The organism is Pacificoceanicola niger (genome assembly GCF_048553275.1).
Classification (GTDB): domain Bacteria; phylum Pseudomonadota; class Alphaproteobacteria; order Rhodobacterales; family Rhodobacteraceae; genus Pacificoceanicola.
The window spans coordinates 159789-172200 of record NZ_JBLZMW010000011.1 but is presented as its reverse complement, the minus strand read 5'-3'; the positions used below and the strand labels follow the sequence as shown (position 1 = coordinate 172200).

General features: G+C 60.8%; 7 protein-coding genes, 1 tRNA gene and 3 pseudogenes. 4 read left to right on the top strand and 7 right to left on the bottom strand.

Translation table 11 applies throughout. From position 1 onward, the window contains the following. Nucleotides 1–109: 109 nt before the first annotated feature. Nucleotides 110–460: pseudogene (locus tag ACN2XU_RS15060) on the top strand (transposase); the annotation flags it as partial. Between the two features lie 28 nt (nucleotides 461–488). Here ACN2XU_RS15060 and ACN2XU_RS15055 read toward each other — a convergent pair. The 3 genes from ACN2XU_RS15055 to ACN2XU_RS15045 form a co-directional block, all read right to left on the bottom strand. Further along, a complete protein-coding gene (locus ACN2XU_RS15055; protein ID WP_419411279.1) occupies nucleotides 489–620 on the bottom strand; it encodes a phage integrase central domain-containing protein in 132 nt (43 codons plus the stop codon). 11 nt (nucleotides 621–631) lie between these two features. Next, on the bottom strand, nucleotides 632–1015 hold the full coding sequence (locus ACN2XU_RS15050) for an Arm DNA-binding domain-containing protein (protein ID WP_419411276.1): 384 nt from the start codon (nucleotides 1013–1015) through the stop codon (nucleotides 632–634). A 56-nt stretch (nucleotides 1016–1071) separates the two neighbouring features. Next, nucleotides 1072–1161, bottom strand: a tRNA-Ser gene (locus ACN2XU_RS15045). A 480-nt stretch (nucleotides 1162–1641) separates the two neighbouring features. Here ACN2XU_RS15045 and ACN2XU_RS15040 point away from each other — a divergent pair. From ACN2XU_RS15040 to ACN2XU_RS15030, 3 genes and pseudogenes are all read left to right on the top strand, one after another. Further along, nucleotides 1642–2418, top strand: a pseudogene (locus ACN2XU_RS15040) (transposase). A gap of 49 nt (nucleotides 2419–2467) precedes the next feature. Then, nucleotides 2468–3571 (top strand): annotated as a pseudogene (locus ACN2XU_RS15035) (transposase). Nucleotides 3572–3978: 407 nt separating this feature from the next. Continuing rightward, a complete protein-coding gene (locus tag ACN2XU_RS15030; protein WP_419411275.1) occupies nucleotides 3979–7128 on the top strand; it encodes a transporter substrate-binding domain-containing protein in 3150 nt (1049 codons plus the stop codon). Between the two features lie 149 nt (nucleotides 7129–7277). Here ACN2XU_RS15030 and ACN2XU_RS15025 read toward each other — a convergent pair whose 3' ends face one another. The 4 genes from ACN2XU_RS15025 to ACN2XU_RS15010 all read right to left on the bottom strand — a co-directional run bounded on the left by ACN2XU_RS15025 (nucleotide 7278) and on the right by ACN2XU_RS15010 (nucleotide 12293). After that, nucleotides 7278–9803 (bottom strand): hypothetical protein, encoded by a 2526-nt coding sequence (locus ACN2XU_RS15025; protein WP_419411274.1) that lies wholly within the window; start codon nucleotides 9801–9803, stop codon nucleotides 7278–7280. A gap of 23 nt (nucleotides 9804–9826) precedes the next feature. Next, a complete protein-coding gene (locus ACN2XU_RS15020; protein WP_419411273.1) occupies nucleotides 9827–10021 on the bottom strand; it encodes a hypothetical protein in 195 nt (64 codons plus the stop codon). Nucleotides 10022–10290: 269 nt separating this feature from the next. After that, entirely contained in the window at nucleotides 10291–11637 is a 1347-nt protein-coding gene (locus tag ACN2XU_RS15015) for an ATP-binding protein (RefSeq protein WP_419411272.1), read from the bottom strand. Further along, entirely contained in the window at nucleotides 11634–12293 is a 660-nt protein-coding gene (locus ACN2XU_RS15010; RefSeq protein ID WP_419411271.1) for a response regulator transcription factor, read from the bottom strand. The genes ACN2XU_RS15015 and ACN2XU_RS15010 overlap by 4 nt, the downstream gene beginning before the upstream one ends. Between the last annotated feature and the right edge of the window lie 119 nt (nucleotides 12294–12412).

Genomic DNA, 12412 nt, shown 5'->3' with positions numbered 1-12412 from the left:
GTCGTCTTGGCGAACGCTTTGATCAGAGACGGCAGGAAATGGGCTCCAGAACCCGCTTGATCATCACGGATACTCGGCAGATTGCTTCGCAATCGCCTGCCGGGCAATGGATGGGGCCTATGACACGCGTCGGTGCCACAGCGCGATCCTCGCGCGCGACGCAGTCCCAGTCATTCCGATCCGCAAGAATGGTCGATTGTGGAAGGAAGATTGCCCGGCGGCATGCTTCCGCAACGAAACCCTGCGCGCCACCCGATACTACGGCCGGGCCTTCTGGAAGCGCTGGACGGGATATCACGCCCGAAGTCGGGTCGAAGCCAAGATGCGCTGCCTGAAAGCCTTCGGCGATCGCATCGCCGCCAGAGACCCCGACCGCCAGACCGCCGAAATCCACATCCGCATCGCCCTCATCAACAGCTTCTCGGCCCTCGGCACCGCCGAGATCGTACGCGTCGCATAGACCCTACGGGGGAAGGGGTCGTCACGCCCTAACCGACACTTCTGCAACAATGCCCAATTGTGGGAAAGGCGTAAGTTTCGAGCGTCTGTATCCACTGCGCAATATGCTTGCCGTTGTTCATCCTGTCTTTGATCTTCCGCTCGTGAACGCGGCGAGCCATCACTTCGAAGGTCATTGCCCATCGCCGGCTCGAGTATACGCCCTTGGGCTGCCGCCCATAGCGGCTACGCGCCGCAACTCGAACGCCTGGGCACGCGCGTCAGCCAGAGAGATGACGTTGGCCGACCCAGGACCATAATCCCGACGCGGCTTTTTGACCGTTATGCGAAGAAGCCAACGCCGCGCGCCCGATTGGTCAACTTCCAGATAAAGACCCCCGCCGTCCGTATGCCGCCCGGGCGGCGCAGTCTTGACGAATGCCGCAGAGAGTCGCCGTTCAGTGTGTGGCCCCGGCTTTTTGCCTACGGGCGTCTTTTCAAAGTGTGAACCGTCTATCTGTTCTACCCCACAATTTCTTGAGGGTGGATTGAGGCCAGATGTTGGGCAACCTATCACAAAACCGTGGAAACCTTGTGGCTTTGGCTTCCAAACACCTCGAATAGAGGGGCTTCTGGCGGAGACGAAGGGATTCGAACCCTCGAGACGGTTTCCCGCCTACTCCCTTAGCAGGGGAGCGCCTTCGACCACTCGGCCACGTCTCCGCCGACGGGTATAACCACCCAAGTACAGGAAGGACAAGGGAAAAAACGCAGGCATGTAAATTCATTTTTGATCTCCATAAAGTTGCAAAAACCTCACCGAATCGCACTGAATCACACCCTGCTTGGGCAACTTTTGGACACTTTTTCCCTTTCACAAAAGCGCCTTGGCGGATTTCTGGCCGTCGAACCTACCTGTCAACAAAAATCGCAACCAGCGTTCATTTTTCTACTTTTGCGCGATCTGAAACGCAGCGACCTTTTGGGCAGAAAGGTCGTGCGTAATGTACGACTTCAACTTTTCGACCGGCACTGCGAGCCTTGAAGAGTTGCGTTGCTACTGGCGCCTTCCGACCACGCGTGCGGCGCGGGAGCTCGTCCGACAGCTCGGCCTGCGGAGGATTGTTGGTGGCTGCCGCCGTTGTTGCAAAACTCCGGCCGCGAAGGATTCACTTCGGGAATCCATGCGGTTGGGCGGGTTGGATGAGCAAGCCTCCTCCCGCCCGGTATCGCACCACGAACTGGTCCAGCTACAATGCATCACTCCGGAAGCGCGGTTCGCTGCTGATCTGGGTCGATAAGGGGATGACTTGGCTCGCGCCGCGCGACGGACGGCCTGGGCGTCCGCCGGTCCTTTCCGATGCCGCGCTCCAATTCTGCCTCTCCATCAAGGTTCCGTTCAAGCTTCCCTTGCGACAGACCTCCGGCATGGTGGCCAGCCTGCTTCGGCTGTCCGGGTTGGACTGGCCCGTGCCGGCAAGCCGCGCAAGCTCGCCATGACCGCCGTGATGAGAAAGCTCGTCGTCTTGGCGAACGCTTTGATAAGAGACGGCAGGAAATGGGCTCCAGAACCCGCTTGATCATCACGGATACTCGGAACATTGCTGCGCAATGCACTGCCGGGCAATGGATGGGGCCTATGACACGCGTCGGTGCCACAGCGCGATCCTCGCGCGCGACGCAGTCCCAATCATTCCGATCCGCAAGAATGGTCGATTGTGGAAGGAAGATTGCCCGGCGGCATGCTTCCGCAACGAAACCCTGCGCGCCACCCGATACTACGGCCGGGCCTTCTGGAAGCGCTGGACGGGATATCACGCCCGAAGTCGGGTCGAAGCCAAGATGCGCTGCCTGAAAGCCTTCGGCGATCGCATCGCCGCCAGAGACCCCGACCGCCAGACCGCCGAAATCCACATCCGCATCGCCCTCATCAACAGCTTCTCGGCCCTCGGCACCGCCGAGATCGTACGCGTCGCATAGCCCCTACGGGCGAAGGGGTCGTCACGCCCTACCCGACACTTCTGCAACAATGCCACCCCGAACGCGCCCTGCAAACCGGGAGCGGCCCGGTCACGGTGAAGGTACCGAAAGTCCGCGCCGAGGACGGCAAGCCCGTGACATTCCGCTCGGCGCTGGTCGCGCCCTATGTCCCCAAGCCAAATCCATAGAGGCGGCGTTTCCGTGGTTGTGCCTGAAGGGCGTCTCGACGGGTGAGATGGGCGCGGCGCTCAAAGCGTTGCTTGGCCCAGATGCGAGTGGTTTCTCAACCAGGACGGTAGCGCGCCTGAAGACGCAATGGGCGACAGACTATGACGCCTGGCGCAAGGCCGACCTTGGCCGCGATGAATGGGTCTATGTGTGGGCGGATGGCATTTACAGCGGCCTGCGCGGCTCGGAAGACCGGCTCTGCGCCTTAGTCGTCATCGGGGTCAGCGCCCGGGGTGAGAAGCATTTTTTGGCTATCGAGGACGGCGTCCGCGAAAGCACCCAAAGCTGGCGTGAGGTGCTTCTGGCGCTGAAAGCGCCTGGCCTGACCGCGCCCAAACTGGACACCGGCGACAGGGCCATGGGGTTCTGGGCCGGCTTGGAAAAGGTCTTCCCCTCCACCCGCCACAACGCTGTTGGATGCACAAGACCGGCAATCTCCTGAACTATCTGCCCAGGCGCACCCAACCGAAGGCCAGGAAGATGCTTCACGATATCCATTGACCGGCAGGGCATTTCCAAAGGAAATGTCCCGAGAGGTTGGCAGGCCGAGACCCGTGAAGACGCTCATGCCGCCTTCGATCCATTCGTGGACATGTTCGAGGCCAAACATCCAAAGGCCACCGAATGCCTGGTGAAAGATCGCGGTGAACTGATGACCTTCTACGACTTCCCGGCCCAGCATTGGCAGAGCATCCGGACTTCAAACCCGATAGAAAGCGCCTTCGCCACCATCCGGCACCCGGCCAAGCGTACCAAAGGCTGCCTCAGCCGGGATGTCATGCTCCACATGATATTCAAGCTCGGAGAATGCGCCCGGAGAAGCTGGCGCAAGATGCGCGGCTTGGCTCATCTCGCCGACGTTATCGATGGCGTCGATTTCATAAACGGCATCAAGCCATCAGCACCAGATCAGGCCGCCGCATGATAATCGCCGAACACCAGATTTGAAAATACCTCATGCGACGATCATGCGGCCAAGAGAGCGACCCCTGACCTTTTGTCGGATCGGGCGACGCGCGCCATGGCACTGCGGATTGAGACCGTGCCGGTGGGCAAGCCAACCTCTGATTATCGGGAATTGCACCTTTGGCCCGGCGCGGGGGCACCGTTTCGCAATATGCGGCTGAATGCTCTCCTGAAATTGCCGAAAGACCGGGTTGATGCCAATCTTGTTGGGAAGAGAGGCCAGGCGATCGGTGGATGTCCTCCGGGTTTTACGAGACAAACTTGCAGCCGCGCGGGTCTTAACCCCCGAATTTCATTAACAGCAGATGTCTTTCCCTTTACAACAAACCGAACGACGCTGACTGCACCGGGATCGAGGAAACGGACATGCGGACCAATGCTGCCTTCAGATTTGGCCTTCCGGGTCTCTTCACTTTGCTGCTTGCCGCGATCCTCGTTTTGGGAAGTTCGCCCATCGGCGCACAGCAGGACGAACGGGCGACACTGCGCATGCCGTGGAGCGCGGATTCGGGTTTCGGGTTCCACGAACCGGACGGCACGCCGCGGAGTTTTTTCATCGACCTCGTCGGGCTGATTGCAAAGGAAGCGGATATAAACGTCGACTTGGTCGAATATGCCTCCGCCGAGGCCGCCCGCCAGTCAATCCGGGACGGAGAAACTGAATTATTCGTCGATACGGGACGCACAGAGCTCGACGCCGCGTTGCTTTTATTCACAGAACCCGTCGCTGAAACCCAGCTGCGCCTCTACCAGCGGTATGATGCCCCGTTCGCCGCTGATTTTGCGTCTTTCGAAGGCGAGGTCCTGGGCGTTGTTCGGAATTCCATTGCAAGCCGAACACCGATGCCTGACGGCATATCGGTCGTCGAATACGATGACCTCGTGACGGCTTTTGCGCAGGCACTTGGCGGCGAAGTCGACGGGGTTCTGGCCTTGTCATCCCTGGCCCGGAGAACGCTTACGACGACAGGTCTCGACGACCTGATCGTCCCGGGGCCGTTTTCCGCCCCTAGCGTCGCACATGTTGTGGCTCTGCGGCGCGAGCATGCCGACTTGATGCCGCAAATCGAAGACGCCCTGGCCCGGCTTGAGCAACGCGGAGACCTGCAGGACCTGCGTAAGCTCTGGGATATGGTGACACCACCGCCAGCGCCCGAGGTGCTGACCGTCGGGGTGACCCATTTCCCCCCCTACTACGTGGTCAATGACGACGGCACCGTGACCGGCTTCGCCGTTGAAATCATCGAGGAACTGGCCGATAGGGCTGGACTGGAACTTCGGTTCGAGGTGGTTTCGCTCGAAAGCTGGTCAAAAGGCCCACGCATCGGCGCCTTTGATCTGCTTCCGGCCCGCAGCGTGACCGAGATCGAGAATGAGTTCCTGGAGTTCACCGTCCCGATCCAGACGATCGACTATGTTCCCTTCGTCCGGGCCGAAGACGCAGGCTTGCCGTTGTCACTTGTCGATGGTCGGATCGGAATTCTCTTCACAGCGCCGTTGCGGGATGAAATTGCACAGGCGCTCGGGGTAAACCTCCGACCGCTTGAAACGCCGCAAGCCGCAGTAGACGCGCTCGAAAACGGCACCATTGACGCATTGTTTTATGCGCGAAGCGCCTTTGAGAGCTTTCTGGAGACAAATGGGGGAGGCGAGCGCTTCGCACGCCTGCCCGAGCCCGCGTTCCGCAATGATCTCGCCATTGCGATGCGGTCCGGTCTGGGGGACCTCGATACAAGGCTCAATGTTGTGATCCAGGGTTTCATCGGATCCGCACAATACCGAAGCCTGGCATCCCGGTGGTTCGACGCCCCACCGTTCTGGACAGCCGCGCGAATCCGGCTTGCCCAGATCGGTGTCGCGGCCATTCTGTCCGTGGCGCTGCTGGCGGTATTCCTGCTTGTGCTGCAGGGTCGCCGGCGGGCGCTGCGCCACGCAGACGCGATGGAAAGCCTTTCGACACGGCTTGGTGCCGTGCTGGACACGGCGCAAAGCGCTATTCTGGGCTTCAACCGCGCAGGCGAAATCGCGTTCTCCAATGCGTGCGCCCGCGCGATGATCCCGGACCTGGTGACCGACAGCCCGGAGTCGTGGCCGAAGCATATTTCCTTCCTCGATCCCGAAACCGGAGAGCCGTTGAACGAGGAACGGCATCCGATCTGCAGCGCATTGGCCGGGTCCGACCTGAAAGGTGAGGTTGCCCTGATGCGGCGGGACACGTCCGGCGACGCGATACGCTATGTTCGCGTGTCCAGCACTCCGGCCCTGCGGTCCGTGGCAGGCGACATAGCAACGGTTGTCATTCTCGATGACGTCTCGGACTTGTACGAAAGTCGCCAGAACGCCGAGGACCAGGCCAAGATAGCAGCGGCCGCGCAGAAGCAGGAAAGCATCGGCAAGCTGACCGGCGGCATTGCCCATGATTTCAACAACCTGCTTGCGGTCATTCTGGGCAATCTCGAATTCCTTCAGGACGAAGAAGCAGACCCCGAACGCGCAAGGTTTACCAAGAACGCCATTGACGCAACGCTTCGGGGTGCGGAACTGGTCCGGAACATGCTTGCGTTCGCCCGCCGCTCGCCAATCGAGGCGCAGGTGCTGGATCTCAACGAAGTCACCCACGCAGTCGAGGCTCTGGCCGCGCGCACCTTGCCCGCGTCGGTGAAGATCGAAACCTCGCTTCTGGCCGGACTTTGGAAGATCCGCGCCGACCGGTCGCTCACCGAGAGCGCGTTGCTGAACCTGCTGCTGAACGCGAGCGACGCCATGAAAGGCGTCGGCCGTTTGACCATCGAGACGTCAAATCTGCGGATTGATGAAGACTACATCGACGACAGGCAAGAAGACATTCCCGTCGGACGGTATGTCATGCTGGCCGTCAGCGACGATGGTCCCGGTATCCCGGAGAAGATCGTGTCACAAATCTTCGAGCCGTTCTTTACCACCAAAGGTCCGCAGGGGGGATCCGGGCTCGGGCTGTCGATGGTGCACGGCTTCATGAAACAAACCGGCGGAACGGTTCGCGTGTACACGGAACCCGGCGTCGGCACGACGTTCAAACTGTACTTCCCGGCGTTCCACGTCGCGGGAACGCCCTCCACGGAAAGACCTGCTGACGCTGCCCTGCCATCGGGTGCGGGCGAGCGCGTTCTTCTCGTCGAAGACCAGCCTGATGTCCTCGCGGCTCTGAAACGCGCGCTCGAACGTGGTGGATATGAGGTCGTGACCGCAGAAACCGGCGATCTCGCGTTGAACATCTTCGAGGGCGATCCCGCGTTCGACATCGTCGTCACCGACATTGTCATGCCCGGGAACCTTCAAGGACCCCGATTGGTGAAAGCCTTGAGGGCCATAAGCCCTGAGCTTCCGGCGATCTTCATGTCAGGATACGCCGAGGAGGCGACAGTTCACGGCAACGGACTGCGGCCGACCGACATTCGTCTGATGAAGCCGGTCCAGCGCACAGCCTTTTTCGCGGCCTTGGAACGGGCGCTCCTGCAGGCCAAAACGCGCGAATGAAACCGTCCCTCCCGATTTCAGGAGCATTGCCCGTTGTGTTGCAGCAACGACCCTGAAACAGGGGGGGGCGGTCTCGCTGACGTCGTCCGCGCCTTGACGAGACCGCCTCCACCGCGCGGGGCCCCACCCCGAAGGCAGGGCCCCATCCGTTATTTTCCCCGGTTCAACCAGGCCGGTCCTTGGGTGTACCCCGACGCGTCATCGCGCCAGAACCTCGCCGTATCGGCGGCCATGCCATTGGCCACGGCTTCCCTCGGGTCGTTGTAGATCGTGGAAGAGCCAAGGTTTGGAAAAATGTCTGCCACGGAAACAGCGCCCATGTCCGAGGCGCAAGCACCAGCCAGGACAAGGTTGCCGGACAGCGTCCAGGCGCTGTTGCTCGTGTCGTCGGTCAGAGTCGTCAGAATATTGTTCGTCAATACGACCCCGGATGCCTTATCCCGTCGTGTCTGGGCATAGGTTGCGTTTTCGAGCCCGCGCGATTCGGGATCTCCAATCAGCACGTTTTCAGAAAGCTCACCAATGAAGCCCTGCGGATTGAACGCGTTCGGTTCGGAGGCCGTGATGACGTTGCGTCTGAAAATCCAATCATAGGCGTTTCTCGACGGGTGATCCGTGGCGGAATAGGAGCCACCGCCCCCCATGTTCATCTGGATAGCCTGAACCCTGTACCATCCCACGTCCACGAAGAAACAATCGAGGACCGCCACACGTTCACCGCAGCCATTTCCTGCATCGGCAGACTGCACAGCATCTTGGTGTTCCGACCCGACAGAGTTGGTCCTCGGGGCGGACCCATCATGGCCAGCGCGGCAATTGGTTACAACGAGACCTTGCGCGCCATGAATGCGAATATGATCGACACGGGTCTTCTCGAATGTCAAATCGAACAGTCCACTCATTTTGCCTTTGGCCATGACACCGAAGGCACAAGAGACAAAGCGACAGCCCTGAACGATACCGAGGTTTCCCACTTCTATCCCGCCGCCATAAACCCCGCGCGAGGCTGGCCCGGTGGTTGGCAGCTTGCCGGATGGATCGTCCTGAAGACCGCCGTTTTCATCGAGCGTGAGACGCCAGCCGGTTTCATTCGACAGGTCCGTCTCATAGCCTTGGAAGGTGACGCCCGTATAGCGGTTGAAACACCGTGGGACGCCTTGCGCAGCAGTCCAGCTCCCGACCATCCAGTTCTGGTAGCCGAAATCGGGAGCGGTTCTGACAGCGAGATCAGACAGATCGCCAGAGGGCAGCGACGTGCGCCGGAAGGTGATGTTTCCCTCAAACCAGATGCCGTGCGCTCGGTTCATGATCCCAGGGTTGATGTACGCCATGCCGGACGTCGGCCCCATGATGATCACGGGCGCATCTGCATTGCGGACGAGCCCGTAAAGATTTCCAAGATCGTACGTGTCGCCATCCACGAGCCGGAAAACCTCCGGGCCCGCCCCGCCGTAAGTGATGCCGGTGGCATCCGCAATCGTGCCACTGGCCGCCGCGATCTCAGTCGGGTTCGCGCGATCCACGGAAAAGATCTCCACCGGGATGGTCACGGTGATCTGCGCGCCGATCGCATCGGTCAACACGGCAACCACCTTGGTCTGCGCACCTGCTTCTCCCGATGCTTCTCCTTCCAGGACACCATTCCCGACATCCCTCAACCACGCTGGCATGGAGGTGAAGGACGCGGTGATCGGCCAAACGCCCCCTTTCATGAAAAACTGCGGATCAACCACCAGCTTCTGACCGGCCTCAACATGGATCGTCGGAATGGCTATGCCCTCCTCATCCCACGTGGTCATGGGATCACAGTGATCAGCCAGAACCGGGATGCGCACCGGTCCAAGGCTCCGCGCACCTTTTGCGGTAACCGCCCCGAAACATGCGTATTCGGCAGTTTCAATTGTCCCGGTCGGCGCGAAGCTGGCCGTCGTTCCGGAAACGGAAATCCCGGACTTGGCCGGAGCGCTGTCGAGCGTGATCCGTGAAACCTCGGACCCGGCGAAGGAATCCCTGAAGTCCAGCGACCGGCTTTCACCGATCACCGACTGAAATGCCCATGGCCAAGGCAAGCGCTCAGGGTCGCAGGGGTATGGCGAGACACTCCCATCCGTGACATCGCGCAGCTGCAGATAATACAGCACAAACGGCGCGGTCCCCGAAGAGGCCACATTGCGCCGCCGCAGCTGGACGCGGAAGGTTGCCGCAGCCGAAGGGGCTGCCAGACTGGTGTAGACACCAACATTTGTCGGCTGGTACAAAACCTCTCTTTCGCCAATCTCCCTGCCGGCTGCGTCAAACCAGAAGAACTCCAGCCTCGGCATTGTGAGATAGTCGAACTTGTACTGTTCGCCCTCGAATGTTGTCGGCTTGTCGAGGACCCAGTAAACCTCGAACACTTGCCCTTTCCTGGCAGCAAAATCGCGATAGCGATAGCTTCCGAACGTCTGTCCGCCACCAAAGGATATTGCTCCTGCCTCGGTTGTTCCGAGCCAGCCGGGATAGTCATCTCCAGCATAGCGCGCATCCGGGTGATACCGGACATCCCCGCCCTGCCAACCGGCGGACGCGTTGGTGTCCAGGTCCAGAGCGTAGATCAGGTTCGGATCGAACCCGACATAATCGCCGCCTTGCGCATTGAGCCCGGAAATCAGGTCCGAGCGGAACAGGTGTTTCATATCCTTACCTCATGCATAACTGTCTAAGTCTGTGGAATTCGGAACGGGACCGGGCTTGAGGCGCGCCATTTCTGGATCGCGCAGAAAACGGCAAGAGTCTGCGTCAACGGCTTTGCGGCCAAGGCAGACAGGATCTTGCAGGAAAACGCCCATGCACGGCCGCGCGGCAGAAGCCACTCCTGCAGCGCCCGCATCGAATTGGTCATCAAGCTGGTCATATCGGTTCCTTTCGTTCAACTTACGCTATGAACCGGGACCTAACGGACCGTTGCACGACCGTTCGGACAGGCTCGCCGCGCGCAACAGTCCCACGGCTCTTGATCATCGTGGAGCGTCTGTGTCCGCCCGGAAAACCGGACAGTGTTTGCGCTGGCACAAGTCATCATACCGGGTTGGAAAAAGCAGGCGATAACCCGCCATCCCCCTGGAGAGGTTGAATTTCAACGGAATGCCGCGAGGCGGCGAAGGTGGGCCGGAGCGCGCGCGCCTATTGCCCGGCTTTGGTCTTTTCCGTCGGCAACAGCATCGACGCCTCGAAACCGGAAGACGCGCCGGGGCGCGGTGATCGCAAGACCAGGGGACAGTCGATACGCTCGGCTATGGCGGATACAATCGCAAGGCCAAGCCCGCTGCCGTCGCCATGCGCACCCGCCCGTTCGAAACGACTCGCCAGTCGATCCAGCGTTCTGGGTGGAACCACCGGCCCTTCATTGGCAACGATCAAACGACCATCAGGGGTCAGCGTCACAGCGATGGGCGCATTTTCATCGCCGTGACGCAGGGCGTTTTCCACGAGGTTGCGACACAGGATCCCAAAGGCATCGGGATCAAGATCCGACATCACCGGCTCATCCGGCAGCGTCAGTTCCATGCGGCCCGCGCCACCCATACGGTTGATGTCGTCAATCACCAAACCCGCGACGGCCCTCAGGTCCGTTGTACGGTCGAGGCGAAGCTGTGCGCCCTCGGCGCGGGCCAGTTGCATCAAGCGCTCGGACAGACGGGTCAGCCGCTTGAGCGTCGTTTCGATGTCCAAAGCGCGGGCAGCAGCAGCGGAATCAAGGGTTTCCGCGCGCAGGCGCTGCGCCTGTGCGATGGCTCCGGCCAACGGCGTGCGCAGCTCATGCGCTGCATTGGCAGCAAAGCCGCGCTCGGCTTCGAACGCATCGCGCAGCCGCGCCAGAAGGCTGTTCAGTGTCGTGGCAAGCGGATTGATCTCCGCAGGCAACCCGCCGGTGGACAGTGGCGAGAGGTCCCGTGCGTTTCGCGCTTCAAGGCTTGCCCGGAACCGCCGCAAGGACCCAAGGCTCGTGCGCACCGCGATGATGATCGCCAGGAGCGCCACCGGCAGCACGATCAGGAGCGGCAGCCCAAGACCCATCTGGATCTCGCGGGCGACCGAGGCACGATGCGCCAGCGGCTCGGCAACGGAAATACGGATCGTGCCTTGCAACGCCGCATCGCTGTAAAAGCGGTGCGTATCCGTTTGTTGAAACCCCGGCGCGGCATAGTCCGGGAAGAGCGCCGGATCGGCGGCATGCGATTGCAGCAGGATACGCCCTTCGACGTCGCGCACCAAATAGGTAAAGAACTCGTCATGGTTCCGGATGGGCGCAAGCCGCTGCGTGACCCCCATTTCCTCGCGCCCGACAATATCGGTGACTGCCAGCGGCAGGATGCGTTCCGCCGTCTCGCGCAGGGCAGAGTCAAAAACCTCGTCCATCTCCGAACGAACGATCACCGCCGTAATCGAGGCAGCCAGGACCCAAAGCACAGTCAGCACCAGCCCGACCGACAGGGCGAGCCGGGCCTGCAGGCTGCGCGTCAGCCTCATGCTTTGCCCAGCCGGTAGCCCATGCCGCGCTCCGTCTCGATCACCGCACTTCCGAGCTTCTTGCGCAGGCGGCTGACATGAACCTCGATCGTGTTGCTCTCGACCTCGGCGTCGAACGCATAGAGCTTCTCCTCAAGCTGCGCCTTGGACAACAGTTGACCAGGACGCGACAGGAACGCCTCGAACAGCGCCCATTCGCGCGCCGTCAGTTGAACAGGCTTGCCCTCGCGATAGATGCTGCGGGCCGCAAGATCGATATCCAGAGGCCCGTGTGCCACGATCGGATTGGGGTTTCCCGAATAGCGCCGGGCAACAGAACCGATCCGCGCCGACAGCTCCGAAAGGTCGAACGGCTTGACCAGATAATCATCCGCGCCCGCATTCAGCCCCTCGATCCTGTCCGACACCTGATCGAGCGCGGTCAGGATGATCACCGGGGTCACCCCTCCGCCTGCGCGCAAACTCTTCAAAAAGCCGATCCCGCGCCCGTCGGGCAGCATCAGATCCAGCAAGATAAGATCATAGGACGTTCCGCGCACCGCATCTGAGGCCGCATCGAGCCGCGTCACCCAATCCACCGACTGGCCATCGGCGGTGATCTGATCCCGCACGGCGGCGCCCAAAACCGTGTCGTCCTCGATCAACAGGATGCGCATGATCGTTCCATTCCTTTGTTCACCGACACGGTTTGCCCGGACAGGCTGACATAATGCTGACGCGCCGAACCGTCCGCCTTCAGGCTCCCGTCAGCTTCGCGCTGCATGAATGGGAATGG

Coding starts and splice junctions, on each gene's coding strand:
- ACN2XU_RS15055 (WP_419411279.1), bottom strand. CDS start 620: ATGGCTCGCCGCGTTCACGAGCGGAAGATCAAAGACAGGATGAACAAC.
- ACN2XU_RS15030 (WP_419411275.1), top strand. CDS start 3,979: ATGCGGACCAATGCTGCCTTCAGATTTGGCCTTCCGGGTCTCTTCACT.
- ACN2XU_RS15025 (WP_419411274.1), bottom strand. CDS start 9,803: ATGAAACACCTGTTCCGCTCGGACCTGATTTCCGGGCTCAATGCGCAA.
- ACN2XU_RS15020 (WP_419411273.1), bottom strand. CDS start 10,021: ATGACCAGCTTGATGACCAATTCGATGCGGGCGCTGCAGGAGTGGCTT.
- ACN2XU_RS15015 (WP_419411272.1), bottom strand. CDS start 11,637: ATGAGGCTGACGCGCAGCCTGCAGGCCCGGCTCGCCCTGTCGGTCGGG.
- ACN2XU_RS15010 (WP_419411271.1), bottom strand. CDS start 12,293: ATGCGCATCCTGTTGATCGAGGACGACACGGTTTTGGGCGCCGCCGTG.